At 70.0% G+C, this 13,367-nt stretch carries 14 protein-coding genes; 6 read left to right on the top strand and 8 right to left on the bottom strand.

Going from position 1 to position 13,367, the window contains the following annotated elements; translation table 11 throughout:
- The first annotated feature begins 44 nt into the window (after nt 1–44).
- Nucleotides 45–794, top strand: coding sequence for a GUN4 domain-containing protein (locus KBY97_RS07370; protein ID WP_255146043.1), 750 nt, complete (start codon nt 45–47; stop codon nt 792–794).
- Nucleotides 795–822: 28 nt separating this feature from the next.
- Complete coding sequence (locus tag KBY97_RS07365; RefSeq protein WP_255146042.1) at nt 823–1,242, top strand: ATP-binding protein; 420 nt, start codon at nt 823–825, stop codon at nt 1,240–1,242.
- Between the two features lie 4 nt (nt 1,243–1,246).
- Here KBY97_RS07365 and KBY97_RS07360 read toward each other — a convergent pair whose 3' ends face one another.
- Complete coding sequence (locus KBY97_RS07360; protein ID WP_255146041.1) at nt 1,247–1,588, bottom strand: DUF6439 family protein; 342 nt, start codon at nt 1,586–1,588, stop codon at nt 1,247–1,249.
- A gap of 42 nt (nt 1,589–1,630) precedes the next feature.
- Here KBY97_RS07360 and KBY97_RS07355 point away from each other — a divergent pair, with 42 nt between their 5' ends.
- Complete coding sequence (locus KBY97_RS07355; RefSeq protein ID WP_255146040.1) at nt 1,631–1,918, top strand: hypothetical protein; 288 nt, start codon at nt 1,631–1,633, stop codon at nt 1,916–1,918.
- 19 nt (nt 1,919–1,937) lie between these two features.
- On the opposite strand, the gene KBY97_RS07350 is transcribed toward KBY97_RS07355, so the two are convergent.
- Both KBY97_RS07350 and KBY97_RS07345 read right to left on the bottom strand, forming a co-directional pair.
- Complete coding sequence (locus tag KBY97_RS07350; RefSeq protein WP_255146039.1) at nt 1,938–3,014, bottom strand: class I SAM-dependent methyltransferase; 1,077 nt, start codon at nt 3,012–3,014, stop codon at nt 1,938–1,940.
- Nucleotides 3,015–3,140: 126 nt separating this feature from the next.
- Nucleotides 3,141–4,442 (bottom strand): hypothetical protein, encoded by a 1,302-nt coding sequence (locus KBY97_RS07345; protein WP_255146038.1) that lies wholly within the window; start codon nt 4,440–4,442, stop codon nt 3,141–3,143.
- Between the two features lie 211 nt (nt 4,443–4,653).
- Between KBY97_RS07345 and KBY97_RS07340 the strand changes: the two genes are divergently transcribed.
- Together KBY97_RS07340 and KBY97_RS07335 are read left to right on the top strand one after the other, a co-directional pair.
- Complete coding sequence (locus tag KBY97_RS07340; protein ID WP_255146037.1) at nt 4,654–5,172, top strand: allophycocyanin subunit beta; 519 nt, start codon at nt 4,654–4,656, stop codon at nt 5,170–5,172.
- A 131-nt stretch (nt 5,173–5,303) separates the two neighbouring features.
- Nucleotides 5,304–6,449: a pyridoxal-phosphate-dependent aminotransferase family protein gene (locus KBY97_RS07335; protein WP_399217466.1), complete on the top strand. Its 1,146-nt coding sequence runs from the start codon at nt 5,304–5,306 to the stop codon at nt 6,447–6,449.
- On the opposite strand, the gene KBY97_RS07330 is transcribed toward KBY97_RS07335, so the two are convergent.
- Nucleotides 6,379–6,864, bottom strand: coding sequence for a nucleoside deaminase (locus tag KBY97_RS07330; protein ID WP_255146187.1), 486 nt, complete (start codon nt 6,862–6,864; stop codon nt 6,379–6,381). The two genes, KBY97_RS07335 and KBY97_RS07330, sit on opposite strands and share 71 nt — an antisense overlap.
- Nucleotides 6,865–6,977: 113 nt before the next feature.
- Here KBY97_RS07330 and KBY97_RS07325 point away from each other — a divergent pair, with 113 nt between their 5' ends.
- Entirely contained in the window at nt 6,978–8,450 is a 1,473-nt protein-coding gene (locus tag KBY97_RS07325) for an aminotransferase class V-fold PLP-dependent enzyme (RefSeq protein ID WP_255146035.1), read from the top strand.
- Nucleotides 8,451–8,530: 80 nt separating this feature from the next.
- On the opposite strand, the gene KBY97_RS07320 is transcribed toward KBY97_RS07325, so the two are convergent.
- From KBY97_RS07320 to KBY97_RS07305, 4 genes are read right to left on the bottom strand one after another with little or no spacing between them, the layout of a single operon-like run.
- On the bottom strand, nt 8,531–10,120 hold the full coding sequence (locus tag KBY97_RS07320; protein WP_255146034.1) for a YcjF family protein: 1,590 nt from the start codon (nt 10,118–10,120) through the stop codon (nt 8,531–8,533).
- Nucleotides 10,120–12,303 (bottom strand): transglycosylase domain-containing protein, encoded by a 2,184-nt coding sequence (locus KBY97_RS07315; protein WP_399217464.1) that lies wholly within the window; start codon nt 12,301–12,303, stop codon nt 10,120–10,122. The genes KBY97_RS07320 and KBY97_RS07315 overlap by 1 nt, the downstream gene beginning before the upstream one ends.
- Nucleotides 12,287–12,763, bottom strand: coding sequence for a signal peptidase II (gene lspA, locus KBY97_RS07310; RefSeq protein ID WP_255146033.1), 477 nt, complete (start codon nt 12,761–12,763; stop codon nt 12,287–12,289). Before lspA ends, KBY97_RS07315 begins: the two co-directional genes overlap by 17 nt.
- Nucleotides 12,764–12,776: 13 nt before the next feature.
- On the bottom strand, nt 12,777–13,352 hold the full coding sequence (locus tag KBY97_RS07305; protein ID WP_255146032.1) for a biotin transporter BioY: 576 nt from the start codon (nt 13,350–13,352) through the stop codon (nt 12,777–12,779).
- Nucleotides 13,353–13,367: the final 15 nt, after the last annotated feature.

Raw genomic sequence — 13,367 nt, 5'->3', positions numbered from 1 at the left:
CATAGTGGGCAACACGCTGGCCCTGCTCTGGCTGGCTGAACGCCATGCTTTCTGGACCACCCGCCTCCGCCACGGTCACTGCCGATCAACTGCTGGAGCGGTTCCTCAACGCCTCCACGCGGCAGCGGCGCAGCCTTGTGGCCCAGCTGGAAGCACGGCTCACTGAATTGCGTCCCTTGCTGATCGATCGCCTGGCTGGCCTTGATGCCAGCGGCGACGACTGGGCTCCGGGCGCCCTGATCCACTGGCTGCTGAGCGACGCCGACGCCCTGGCCGCCGATTTCCGCGGCCGCTATCCCCAGGGATGGCTGGAAACCCCCACCGGCAGCGGCATCGACTACCAGCCCCTGCAGGCAGCCCTGAGCGAACTGGCCTTCGAGCAGGCCGATCGCTGCACGAGCTCGATCCTGCGCCAGCTGGCCGGGCCCGCCGCCGAGGAGCGGGGCTACGTTTATTTCAGCGAGGTGCCACCGATGAGCGGCATCGATCTGCAGACCCTCGACCGCCTCTGGCTCTGCTATTCGCGCGGCCGCTTCGGCTTCTCCGTGCAGGGACGCCTGCTGCAGACCTGCGGCGGCCGCTGGGAGCGCTTGTGGCCGAAGCTCGGCTGGAAGGAGCAGGGCATCTGGACCCGCTACCCCAAGGCCTTCACCTGGTCGCTGGCGGCGCCGGATGGTCACATGCCCCTGATCAACCAGCTGCGCGGCGTGCGCCTGATGGATGCATTGCTCAACCATCCGGCGCTGCAACAGCGCGTGAAGGACGTCTCAGAGGGCAACGGCGCACGGCGTTAGGGTCAATCCTGAGCGGAACGCGCAGTCGATGCCCCGGCCCTTGGTCCCATCCCTGCGCTGGACAGATTTCATCACCCCTTCCACCCTTCAGTTGGCGCCGCTCATGGAGCTGCTGCTGGAGCCGATGCGAAGGGCCCACAACCTGGCCCAGCTGCAGCTGGGCCTGCAGGAGGCACTGGTGAACGCCGTCCGCCATGGCAATGGCGGCGATCCGGGCAAGTGCCTGCGCATCCGCCGCATCCAGACCCCGCGCTGGATGATCTGGCAGATCCAGGATGAAGGTGAAGGGGTGCCGACGGCGCGCCGCAGCAGCGCCCTTGCGGAGGAACCCGGCTGCTGTTGCGGCCGCGGCTTCTTCCTCATCCATCACTGCTTCGACGACGTGCGCTGGAGCGAGCGGGGCAACCGCCTTCAGCTGGCGGTGCAGCTGCGCCCTGAACGCGGCTAATCGCTCACTGGCGGGAGCCGGGGCCGTGGCTCGGGCAGCCGGGGTCGCTCCGCTCCCCTTTCAGCCAGCCAAGGCCGTGCTCCAGCAAGGCGATTGCCTCCGCATGGCCGGCAGGATCGCGGCGGTGGGCTGGGCTGGCATCACTCAGCAGATGCACCAGAGCTGAGGCGATCTGCTCGGCCGCGCGCCTGGGCTTCTGGCCCTTGAGCGCGTGCCAGTCGCGGCCGTCGATCACGAGCAGACGCTGCAGCTGCTCAGCCAGCTCGCGGCTGCCCAGCGGCCAGCCGACCGCAGAATCGGTGCTGGAGGAGGGGCCAGAGGAGAGGGCAGGGCTGCCGGAGGGCATCGGCACTGGACGAAACCAAGGACGGGGATCCATCCTGGCGGCATGAGCAGCGGTTTGACCCCTCCCAGCCGTCCCTCCAGTCGCCAGGCGGGGGGCTGGTTGCACAGCCTCTCGCGCATGTTGGCGGTGGCCGCCCGGGCCGAGCGGCTCAAGCCGGACGACAGCAGCAGCGGCGCCCGGCGCCTGCGTCAGCGCCTCGAACTGGGACAGCGCTTGCTCGACCCACTGCCCAAGGCGCTGCGCACCTCGCGCTGGCAGGAGGAAGTGGTGTGGAAAGCCCTGCGCTGGGGCGGAGCCGGAATGCTGCTGGCGCTGTGGCTGAAGCGTTGAGCAACGGCAACAGGCCGCCTCAGACCGGCACCGCGGCATCGCGGGGGCGAGTGGCGCACCAGACCCGGGTCATGAAGTGCGTCTGGGCCGAAACCGCCTCGAAGCCGGCCTGGTGCAGACGGGCCTCGATGTCGTCGCCCACGTAATCCCGGTAATAGGGCTCATGGAACACGCGACGGAAGTTCTCCATGGCCGCAGAGAACTGGGGCGAATCGGCCAGCTGAATCGAGTCGGCCAGCAACAGCACCCCGCCCGGCTCCAGCACTTTGAAGCAGGCGTTGATCACGTTTTGGCGTGCCTCGGCAGGGAGTTCATGCAGCAGGAACACGCAGGTGGCGGCCTGAAAGGAGCGATCGGCAAACGGAAGCGACTCGGCATTGCCCTGCACCAGCTGGGGCAGCTCGCCCGGCAGCTGGCTCAAGCAGCGGTTGGCCTCGCGCAGGTAGGCCGCCGAGAGATCGAGACCCACCAGCTGCACGCCGGGCAGGGCCCCGCGCAGCTGGCGCAGAGTGCGGCCCGTGCCGGCGGCCACATCGAGCACCCGCAGCTGACCCGGGCGGCGATCGGCGAAGGCGCGCAGTCCTCGCTGCAGGGGCGCCAGCAAACGGCGACGCATCGGATCGGCGGTGCCGTTGAACAGGATTTCCACCTGCAGGTCGTAGAGCGCGGCGGAGTGGTCGCTGAGGTAGCCGTCGGTCTGGTGGTGGAAGTTCTGCAGGTAGTAGCCCGGGTAATTATCAGGCTCCACGTCACGCGGCAGATCACGGACGTTGCGTTGGCTGCGGCGGCTCCAGATGTTCGGCAGGTCGAGCCACACCAGCGGATAGCGGGTGGCCCAGTCGAGCCAGGGGGCATCGAACAGAAGCGAGGCCGGATACACCCCCCGCTCGGCTTCCTGCCAGTCGAGTTCCAGCAGCCGGTCCATCGAAGCGCGCAGCTGGTTGAGCATCTCCGGCGGCACCGGCACGGTCTTGGGGCCGCCGTCGGCGGCCAGCAGCTGACCCAGGCGGGTGCTCAGCTCCTTGTGCGCCAACCCCACCAGGCTCTTGCCCTGCTGAAGCGTCTGGTACGCGAGCTTGCTCACGGCATCGGGCATGGCGGCGCGGGAACATCCCTTCACACTCGCCTCATTCCAGCGGATCGCCGCGGAGGCCGCGAGCGACAGGGTTCCTTTCCCCTGGCCAAACTGAAACCAAGACGTGCTCAGGGAACCAAGGCGTGCTCAGGATGGCCGCAACGTCTCCGTCTCAGGCAAGGGGAGCCGCACCCGACGCCGTTGCCGCTCGATCCAGCCGGCAATCCAGTCGCTGCTGAACACATCACCCTCCAGCAGAAAGGCGTGGTCCGCCGCCAGCGCCGCCAGCGCGCCATGCAGGTGGCTGGGCAGCGGCGGGAATGGGTCTGGCTGGACCTTCGGCAGATGGGGTGCATCGATCGCCAGGATCCCGCCGGGGTCGATCTGGCGACGGATGCCATCGAGGCCCGCCAGCAGCAGGGCGCTCCAGGCCACGTAGGGATTGGCAGCGGCCTCAAAGGCCACGTAGGCCAGCCGCTGGCTGGCCGGTGTGGGCCGGGCCACCGGCAGACCCACCACGGTGCCGCCGACCCCCGGCGCGTAGGCCCGGCGCCATGGCGCGGCATCGCCAGTGCCCCCCCAGCGGCCCCCGGCACCGGCGCCGGTGAGGGCCAGCAGCGCTGGGGCGTGCTGCAACAGACCACCGATGTACCAGCGGGCCGTCTGGGAGAGATCGGCGCGGGTGCCTTCGCCGTAGAACAGCGGCAGGCGGGCCTTGCGCAGGCTCTGGTTCACCGGCAGGCAACCGGCCGACTCCGCTGGCCTTTCCGCCGCCACCAGGGCCGCTGACAGCCCACAGCAAGCGGCCAGATGGTGGGCGGCGTAGCCCAACCTCAGCAGGCCATCGGCGGCGGGAAGCAGCTCTGCGGGGTGGAGTGGGGCCGGGGTGGCCAGGATCGAGAGCAATTCCCTGCGGAAGGCCAGAGACCGCTCCGGCAGCGCGGCGGCCGGTCCGTGCTCCCCCAGGGGAATCCGGCCGGCGGAGCGATCGCCGGCGCCCTGCAGCAGCAGGTGCGGAGCCACCTGGAACAGGGCCGTGTCCGCCAGGCCGGAGCTGGCCAGCGCATCAGTGGCGCGGCTGGCCAGCGAGCGGGCGCAACCGGGATGGCCAGCGGAGCGGCCGCGCATCCAGCCGAACAGGCTGAGCGGCGCGGTGGGCAGAAACGGATCACGCCAGGCACTGGTGGCATCGGGCACCACCACCAGCTCCTGCTGATCCCCTGCCGCAACAGGCTCCCCGCCCAGCCCGGCCAGGGCTGCGCCCACGCCGAAGCCATCGTTGGGCAGGGACACGTAGGAAAGGCCGTCGCTGAAGCTGGACGGCTGGACCAGCTCGGCCGCCACCGTGAGGTGATGCCAGCGGCCCGCCAGGTCGCAGACACCGAGGTCGACCCGTGCGATCGCCTCATCCCGCAGCCGGCGCAGGACGTCGTCGACGCTCAGAGCCATGTCGGAGCCATGGGCGAAGGGGCAGGCAGAAGAACGCTCGCGGAAAACCTGTGACCAGCATGACCCCGGGGCCCATGGCGCCGGCGGGACGGAAACAGGCCGAACGGCCTGCGTAACCGTTTCTGTCAGATTCGGCAGATCCCTCAGCAGGACAGGGTTCTGGGCATTTCACAGTGCTAGCTTCCAGCGCAGGTGCGTCGATTTCAACGTCATGCGCGATGCCATCACCGGTCTGATCGGCCGGTATGACCAGCTGGGGCGCTATTTCGATCGGAACGCGATCGATCGCATCTCCGCCTACCTGGCGGAAGGCGAACAACGGCTGATGGCGGTGGAAATCATCAACCAAGGGGCCACCGACATCGTGCGTGAGGCCAGTCGGCGTCTGTTCGAGCAGGATCCCGAACTGCTGCTGCCCGGCGGCAATGCCTACACCACCCGGCGCCTGGCGGCCTGCCTGCGGGACATGGACTATTTCCTGCGCTACGCCAGCTACGCCCTGATCGCCGACGACGCCACGATCCTCAACGAACGGGTCCTGAACGGCCTCGACGACACCTACAAGAGCCTGGGAGTGCCCACGGGCCCCACGGTGCGCAGCATCACCCTGCTGGCCGATGTGGTGATGGAGCGGCTGGCTGAGGCCGGTTTCGATCCGGCTCCGCTGGTGCGTGTCCCCTTCGATCACATGGTCCGTGGCCTGTCCGCGCTCGACGTGCGCTGCCGCTGAATCCGCCCCGAGCCGGTTGCCCAAGGCCAGCTCTGGCCTCTGGGTAGGCTTCAACCCACTTCTCTGACGCCCCGCAGGCCTTGGTCACACAGTCTTCCGATCTCCCGGTGAACGATCGTCATCGGCTCCCCTTGGACCCGATCGCCACCCCCGATCGCCTGCTGCTGGGCCCAGGGCCGTCCAATGCCCATCCCACGGTGCTGGCTGCGCTGGCCCGTACACCAATCGGTCACCTCGACCCGATCTACATCGAGCTGATGGGCGAGGTGCAGGAACTGCTGCGGTACGCCTGGCAGACCGACAACCGCCTCACCATTCCGATGAGCGGCACCGGCAGTGCCGCCATGGAAGCCACCCTGGCCAACACCATCGAACCGGGCGACAAGGTTCTCGTAGCCGTGAAGGGGTACTTCGGCCTGCGGCTCGTCGATATGGCCCAGCGCTACCGCGCCGAGGTGGTCACGATCGAGCGCCCCTGGGGGGAAGCCTTCAGCCTGGAGGAGCTGGAAGCGGCCATGGAGCTGCACCAGCCGACGATCCTGGCGCTCGTGCATGCCGAAACCTCCACCGGCGTATGCCAGCCGATGGAAGGCATCGGCGATCTCTGCCGCCGCCACGATTGCCTCCTGCTGCTGGATACGGTCACCTCGCTCGGTGCTTTGCCGGTGCATCTCGACGCCTGGGGCGTGGATCTCGCCTACAGCTGCAGCCAGAAGGGGTTGAGCTGCCCCCCCGGCCTTGGTCCATTCACGATGGGCCCTCGGGCCGAAACCAAGTTGGCGGCCCGCAGCGGCAAGGTGCCCAACTGGTACCTGGATGTCTCGCTGCTCAACCAGTACTGGGGCAGCAACCGCGTGTACCACCACACGGCCCCGGTGAACATGAACTTCGGCATGCGCGAAGCGTTGCGCCTGCTGGCCGAGGAAGGGCTGGAGCACGCCTGGGCCCGCCACCGCAGCAACGCCGAGCGTCTGTGGAACGGGCTGGAGCGCCTCGGCCTTGAGCTGCATGTGCCGGAACCGCTGCGGCTGCCCACCCTCACCACGGTGCGCATCCCCGAAGGCGTGGATGGCAAGGCCTTCAGCCTGCATCTGCTCAACCGCCACGGCATCGAAGTGGGAGGCGGGCTCGGCGCCCTGGCCGGCTCGGTGTGGCGCATCGGCCTGATGGGCTACAACAGCCGCGCCGAAAACGTCGATCTGCTGCTCAATCTGCTGGAGACGGAGCTGCCGTCGTTCCAGTCGGGTCGCACGGCTGTCGCTGCCGCCGCTGCCTGAACCAGTCCGCTAGCAGCCGGCTGGCCTGCTCGGCCAGCAAGCCGCCCTCCACCTCCATATGGTGGTGCGCGCTCGGGTGGCGGGCCAGGTCCAAGGTGCCGCCCAAGGCCCCACGCTTGGCGTCCGCGGCGGCGAAGAGCACCCGCCCCATGCGGGCCTGCACCAGGGCGCCGGCGCACATCGGGCAGGGTTCGAGCGTCACGATCAAGCTGCAGTCGTTGAAGCGCCAGCTGCCGCGCAGGGCCGCGGCCTGGCTCAACGCCACGAGCTCGGCATGGCCGAGCGGATCGTGATCCAGTTGGCGCCGGTTGCTGCCCCAGCCGAGGCAGCGCCCTTGCGCATCGAGAACCACAGCCGCCACTGGGATCTCTCCCCTGTCACCGGCGCGGCGGGCCTGGCGCAGCAACCGCTCCATCCAAAGACGCAGCTGCGCGGCAGGAATGGGCGGGGGGTTCAGCACAGCGCTGCGGCGGCCCGGTGGGGCACCCAGCGTGCCAGTGCCTCCATGTTGAGGGACGACAAGGGAGAATGAACCCCCTTCCAGCACCACAGTTGGCCGTCACGCCACACCTGCACAAGGCGATTGAGCCATTGCCGTTCGCGACGCCAGGCCAGGCCGACCCGCTGCTGGAAGCGTTTCTCACCGGGGCGGTGCAGCAACTCTGCCAGTGGCTCGGCACCGCCACCAGCCGCCCGCCGCTCCCCGGTCTGAGCCTGCTGCCGGAACTGGAACCCCGCCGCCGCGGCCTGGATGGCACCACCCTGCTGGCCGATCTGCAGGTACTGATGGATGGGGCCTACAACCCCAACCATCCCGGAGCCCTGGCCCATCTCGACCCGCCGCCGCTCACCGCTTCGCTGGTGGGGGATCTGGTCTGCGCCGGCCTGAACAACAACCTGCTCTCCGAAGAGCTGTCCCCGTCGCTCAGCCGCCTGGAGCGGGGCCTGTGCGGTTGGCTGGCCCGTCGCCTCGGGCTAGGAGACGCCGCCGGGGGCATCCCTGCCAGCGGCGGCAGCCTCAGCAACCTGATGGCGCTGGTCACGGCCCGCCAGAGCCGCGGCCTTCAGCACCGCGCAGATGCGGTGGTGCTGACCAGCACTGACGCCCATGTGTCGCTTGATAAGGCGGTGCTGGTGATGGGGCTGCCGCCCGAGGCCTTGCTGAGGCTGCCCACCGATGCGGCAGGGCGGCTGGATCCGGCGCAGCTGGAGGAGGCGCTCGCTGAGCTGCGCCGGGCCGGCCGGCCCGTGCTGGCTGTGGTGGCCACCGCCGGCACCACGGTGCGCGGCGCTGTGGATCCGCTGGAGCCCCTGGCCAATCTGTGCAAACGCCATGGCCTCTGGCTGCACGTGGACGGGGCGATCGGCGGCGTGCTCGGGCTCAGCGCCGTGCACCGTGGCGGCGTGGCAGGGCTGGGCCGGGCCGATTCGGTCACCTTGAACCCCCAGAAGCTGCTGGGCATCACCAAAACCTCCTCGCTGCTGCTGCTGGCCCAGCCGGACGCCCTGCAGCAGACCTTTGGCACCGGCCTGCCTTACATGGAGCCCAGCTGGGGTGGCGCCCACGGCGGCGAGTGCGGGCTGCAGGGAAGCCGTAGCGCCGAAATCCTCAAGCTCTGGCTTGGCCTGCGCCAGCTCGGGCTGGAAGGGATCGACCAGCTGGTGGGCGAGGCGATCGCCCGCCGCCAGCAACTGGAGCAGCTGCTGCTCACCGCAGCCCCGGCCGGCGCCCTCACCCTGGTGGGGGGGCCCTTGCACCTGCTGGCCTTCCGGCCCAGCGGCGCCGATGCCGAGGCCTGCGTCCAGTGGTCGCAGCAGTGCCGCGCCACGCTGCTGGCGGAGGAGCTGATGCTGTCCCGGCCGCTGCACCAGGGCCACCATCACCTCAAAGCAGTGCTGGGCAACCCCCACACCCAGAGCGAACACCTGGAGCGGCTGGCCGCCGTGGTGGCCCGCTCACTGCCCGTGCCGTCCTCCCAGCGGGTGCCCTCCCATGGCTGATTCCGACCAGCGCGGCCGCTGGGTGGCCATTCTCACCGGGGCGATCTCGATCCTGATCGGGGTGCTCTACCTCGGCCTGATCACGGTGCTCGACGCCCGCGGCCCCCTGCTTCCCCCTCCCCCCGAGGCCCTGGGCGTGGCGGCAGCTGCGGGTCCTTCCGCCGCTGCAACGGCTCCACCACCCGGTTGAAGGCCGCCTGCAGGAAGTCCTTGAGGGCCCCTTCACGACGGTTGAGGTCGTAGAGGCGACGCACCACCTCCTGCATGCCCCCATCGCCCCAGTCCTGCCCCTGCTCGAAGTAGGTGAGGAAGCTCTGGCCGGCGATGCGGGTGAACCAGGCCGCACTCACCCCCTGCACCGCCTTGCTGACGACCAGAGCCGGCAGGTTGAGGGTGAGGGCGGAGCCGATCAGGGCCAGCCCGCCCTTGATCACGCCAAGCCCCGCCAGCGTGCGTCCCACCGAAAGCGCCAGATCCTGGCCGGCCTCGCGCGTGAGGGTGACCCCATAGACCTTGCCGAGCTCCACCACCATCTGGGCGTTCACCGCCGCTGTGCCGAGCAGATCCACCACAGGCAGGGGAGTCACCACCAGCACGCCAGCGCCGATCCACATGTAGCGATCCACGATGCGCTCGCCGTCGCTGCGGCGCTGGGCGCTGAGCAGGGCACGGCTGGCCTCACTCAGCCGGCGGCTCTGCAACAGGATGTTGTCCGCCAGCAGCTCCTCGCCGTCCTGATGCAGCACGGTGGCGATCCGGCGCAGCAGGGCATCGATCTCAGGAAGCGGCTGGTGCGGACGGCCACCGGGCAGCGGCACCGACTGGGGGGCCGCACTGGCGGCCAGCACGTCGTCGTCAGCAAGGCGGCCGGAGCAGCGGCGGCGCAGCAGCTCCAGCAGGCGGCGCTCCTCCTCCTGGCCGCGCAGATCGCATTTGTTGAGCACCAGCAGCAGGCGCTTGCCGAGGCTGGCGAGCGCCTCAAACACCTCCAGTTCAGCGGCGCGCAGGTCGCCGTCGACCACGAACAACAGCAGATCGGCGCGGGCGGCCCGCTCCCGCGCCCTGATCTCCCGTTGGCGGCCGTCACTGCCCGCTTCCAGAATGCCGGGGGTGTCCACCAGCCGCAGGCCACGGCGCAGGCCCTTCAGGCGCAGGCGGTAGACGCGGCAATCGCCGGTGGAGCCCATGGCAGCTCCCACCTCCCCCACCACTTCATCGAGCAGGGCGCGGATCAGGGAGGTCTTGCCGGTGGAGCCGGTGCCGAACACCACCAGCTCAAGATCGCCACGGGCCAGCTCCGCCTCCACCCGTTCCCGCTCCTGCCGCAACGCCGCCCGCGCCACGTCGTCCCGAACCCGTTCAAGCACCTGATCAATCGCCTGCAGTTGCCGCTCAGCCGCCTCCTGACGGTTGCCGGGCGCCACGGCCGGCGGCGGCGGCGCTGCAGGCGGCGGGCGGCGGCGCCAGGCCAGCAACCAGGGGCCGGCGAAGCGGGCCCCCAGCAGCACACCGCCACCGATCAGCAGCAGGGTGACCGGGCCCACCAGCCAGGCGGGCAGCAGATAGCTGAGTTGCCACAGCAGGTTGTTGACGGCCTGGATCAACACGGAGGCCGCCACGACAGCGGCCAGCGCCACCGCCACCCAGATCCAGAGGCGGAAGCGGGGCATCAGCGCCTGGCGACGGCTGCTGGTGTGCCGCTGGGCGCCCCGCGCATGATGTCGCCCCAGAGCGCTGCGGCCTGGGCGCTGGAGCCGCCGGTGGGGCGGTTGTCGTCGTTGCCGAGCCAGATGCCCATCACCCAGTGCCGGCGTGGGTCAAAACCCACGAACACGAGATCACGCGCCTCATTGGTGGTGCCGGTCTTGCCTCCCTCGTTGCCGCCCAGGTAGGCGGCGCTGCCGGTGCCGGAGCGCACCACCGCCCGCAGCATCCCCTGCATGGCCTTGGCCGTCTGCGGCTTCACCACCTGCCGGCCCGGGCTCACGCTGCGGGCGGTCCGGGCCCGCTGCTCGCGGCAGCGCGTGCTGTCGAGGCCGGCGCAGGTTTCGGCATCGGTGAGGCGGCGGATGGTGCTGGGGGCATGCCACACCCCGTCGTTGACGACGGCGGCATAGGCGGCGGTGAGTTCGGTCAGAATCACCTCGCTCTGGCCCAGGGCCAAGCCGGGAACGGCGTGCAGCGGCGAGCTGATGCCGAGGTCGCGGGCCGTCTGCTCGACGGCCTCCAGCCCGACGCGGCGGGCCAGCCGCAGCGCGGCGGTGTTGCTGCTCATCGCAAAGGCCTGCCGCTGGCTGATCGCGCCCCGGCAGGTGCTGGCGAACGACTGCCCCGCCCAGGTGAGCGGGCCGCAGTCGATGCCATCGCCGGGCTTGGCGCCACGCTCAAGCGCCGCCACGAAGGTGAACAGCTTGAACGTGCTGCCGGGTTGACGCAGGGCCATGCTGGCCCGGTTGAACTGGCTGCGGCGGTAGTCGCGACCACCGGCGATCGCCAGCATCCCGCCGCTGCGGCTGTCGAGCACCACCACCGCCCCTTCCGAGGCGCCGCCGCGGGCCAGCGCCCGCCGCAGCTGACGCTCCACCACCTGCTGCAGCGCCGGATCGAAGTGGGTTTCCACCAGGAAGTTTCCCTCCACCGCCACGTCCGCACCCACCAGGGTTTCCAGATCAGCGCGCACCTGATCGGTGTAGAAGGGCGCGGGGCGTCCCGGACCGCCGCGGCAGGCCTGCGCACCCAGCTGAATTGGCCGGCGCCGGGCCTGGCGGGCCTGATCGGCGCTGATCTTGCCGGTGTCGGCCATCTTGGCGAGCACGGCATTGCGCGCGTCCAGCGCCGCCTGGGGATTGGAGCAGGGATCGTGGCCGTTCGGAGAAGGGAGCAGGCCCACCAACAGGGCCGCTTCCTCCAGATCGAGCTTGGCGGTGGGTTTGCCGAAGTAGCTGCGGGCGGCATCTTCGAAGCCCCAGCCCACGCCCAGATACACCCGGTTCAGGTAGCTGAGCAACAGCTCGCTCTTGCTGAATCTCGCCTCCAGCTGCAGTGCTACCAACAGTTCCCGCCATTTGCGGGCCAGGGTTTCTCCCTGCCCCACCTGGTCGGGGTAGAGGCTGCGGGCCAGCTGCTGGGTGAGGGTGCTGCCCCCCTCCAGCACGCGCCCGCCCAGCAGGTTGGTGACCAGGGCGCGGCCGGTGCCGATCGGATCGACCCCCGGATGCCACCAGAAGCGGCTGTCTTCGCTGGCCAGCAGCGCGTCCCGCAACACCTGCGGGAAATCGGAGAGGGTCTTGTTCTCGCGGTGTTCGCGCGAATCGGCCGATTGCAGGGGCCGGTTGGCACGGTCGTAGAGGGCCAGGGGACCCCGCACCGGCGCCAGGCTGCCGCGCAGCGGCAACTGCAGCGCCGACAAGCCCAGCAGCAGCAGGCCCGCCCCGGCAGCCCCCGCCAAGGCCACGGTGCCGGCCCGGGCCAGGCGCAGCAGCTTGGGCAGGGGCCGCCGCTGGAACACCAGTTCCGGCAACCCAGGCTCCGAAGGCGGCCCGAGCCGCACCACGTCGCCGTCCCGCAGCAGCAGCGCCGTGATGCGGCTGCCGCGCCAATAGAGGCCGTTGGTGGAGTTGTCGTCGCGGATCAGCCAGTCGCCACCCACCTGCTCCAGCAGCGCGTGCTGCTTGCTCACCGCCGGATGGTCAATGCCGACCTCCAGGCGGTTGTCGCGGCCGATGCGATAGAGGCCGCCATAGAGCGCCAGCCGGCGCGAGGGCTGGCCGGGGAGGAACACCTCCAGCGCCGCGCCTCCCGCTTCGGGCGGCTGCGCCAGGCGCAGCTTCAGGCGCTCAAGTCCCGCGACCACGGCTCTCCTCCAGCAGGTCGAGGGCCAGGCAGATCACGGCCACGTTGATCGCCACATCCGCCAGGTTGAACACCGGGAAGCGCACCGGCACCAGTTCGAGAAAATCCACCACCCAGCCGAGCCGCCAGCGATCGAGGCCGTTGCCGAGTGCACCACCCAGCAGGGCCCCCACCCCCAGCCACTGCCAACGGCGCAGGCTGCTCTGGCGCTGGATCCATACCCCCAGGCCAATCGCCACCAGCAGGCTGATGAGCGCCAGCGCCTTGGTGGAGCCGGTGAAGAGGCTGAAGGCGGCGCCAGTGTTGAACACCAGGCGCAGCTGCAGCAGGCCGGGCAGCAAGGGGCTGCTCGACGTGCCGGAGAGGGCAGACAGGGCCCAGGCCTTGCTGGCCTGATCGAGCACCAGCACCACCAGGGCAGTGATCCAGGCGGCGCGGCGGCGATGGCCGGCGAGGCTCATGACGGCACTCCGTTCACGAGCTGACCAGCAGCAGCCGGCGCAGCGGCACGGCCAGCACCGCTACGGCGCAGCAGAGCATCAGCTGGGGGAGCAGCGGGCCAAGGCTGTAGGCGAGCAGCAGATCGCCCAGCCCCCCACCCCAGCGGCCCACCAGGCCACCGAGCAGCAGATAGGCGAGGCCACACAGCTGGATCACCCCCAGGCCGAACAGCGCTGCCCCCATCAGGCGCAGCAGTTCCCCCATGCCGGGCTGACTGGCCAGGCGGCCGCTCAACCAGGCGGCCGGAATGAAACCGGCCAGAAAGCCGAAGCCCGGATCGAGCAGGTAGGCCATGCCGCCACCGGTGTGGAACACCGGCAACACCAGCAGGCCAAGGCTCAGGTAGGCCACTGCCGCCAGCAGCGCCGGCCGTGGGCCGCACACCAGGGCCGTGAGCAGCAGGGCCGGCACCTGCGCGGTGACCGGCAGTTCGCGCAGGGCATACCCCCCATCCACGAAGGGCAGGGCCACAGCGACACGGATCAGGCCGCCGCTGACGATCAGCAGAAGTCCGACGATGGCGCCGCTGCAGTTGGCTAAGGCCCGCAAGCAAGGGAGGTCTGG

The organism is Synechococcus sp. ATX 2A4, from assembly GCF_024346375.1.
GTDB lineage: Bacteria > Cyanobacteriota > Cyanobacteriia > PCC-6307 > Cyanobiaceae > MW101C3.
This window is presented reverse-complemented; position numbering and strand designations above follow the sequence as displayed.

Bases quoted from the DNA above. Each gene is read 5' to 3' on its own strand.
- KBY97_RS07350 (WP_255146039.1), bottom strand. From the start codon at position 3,014: ATGCCCGATGCCGTGAGCAAGCTCGCGTACCAGACGCTTCAGCAGGGC.
- KBY97_RS07365 (WP_255146042.1), top strand. From the start codon at position 823: ATGCCCCGGCCCTTGGTCCCATCCCTGCGCTGGACAGATTTCATCACC.
- KBY97_RS07320 (WP_255146034.1), bottom strand. From the start codon at position 10,120: ATGCCCCGCTTCCGCCTCTGGATCTGGGTGGCGGTGGCGCTGGCCGCT.
- KBY97_RS07360 (WP_255146041.1), bottom strand. From the start codon at position 1,588: ATGCCCTCCGGCAGCCCTGCCCTCTCCTCTGGCCCCTCCTCCAGCACC.
- KBY97_RS07340 (WP_255146037.1), top strand. From the start codon at position 4,654: ATGCGCGATGCCATCACCGGTCTGATCGGCCGGTATGACCAGCTGGGG.
- KBY97_RS07355 (WP_255146040.1), top strand. From the start codon at position 1,631: ATGAGCAGCGGTTTGACCCCTCCCAGCCGTCCCTCCAGTCGCCAGGCG.
- KBY97_RS07330 (WP_255146187.1), bottom strand. From the start codon at position 6,864: ATGGAGCGGTTGCTGCGCCAGGCCCGCCGCGCCGGTGACAGGGGAGAG.
- lspA (WP_255146033.1), bottom strand. From the start codon at position 12,763: ATGAGCCTCGCCGGCCATCGCCGCCGCGCCGCCTGGATCACTGCCCTG.
- KBY97_RS07370 (WP_255146043.1), top strand. From the start codon at position 45: ATGCTTTCTGGACCACCCGCCTCCGCCACGGTCACTGCCGATCAACTG.
- KBY97_RS07345 (WP_255146038.1), bottom strand. From the start codon at position 4,442: ATGGCTCTGAGCGTCGACGACGTCCTGCGCCGGCTGCGGGATGAGGCG.
- KBY97_RS07325 (WP_255146035.1), top strand. From the start codon at position 6,978: ATGAACCCCCTTCCAGCACCACAGTTGGCCGTCACGCCACACCTGCAC.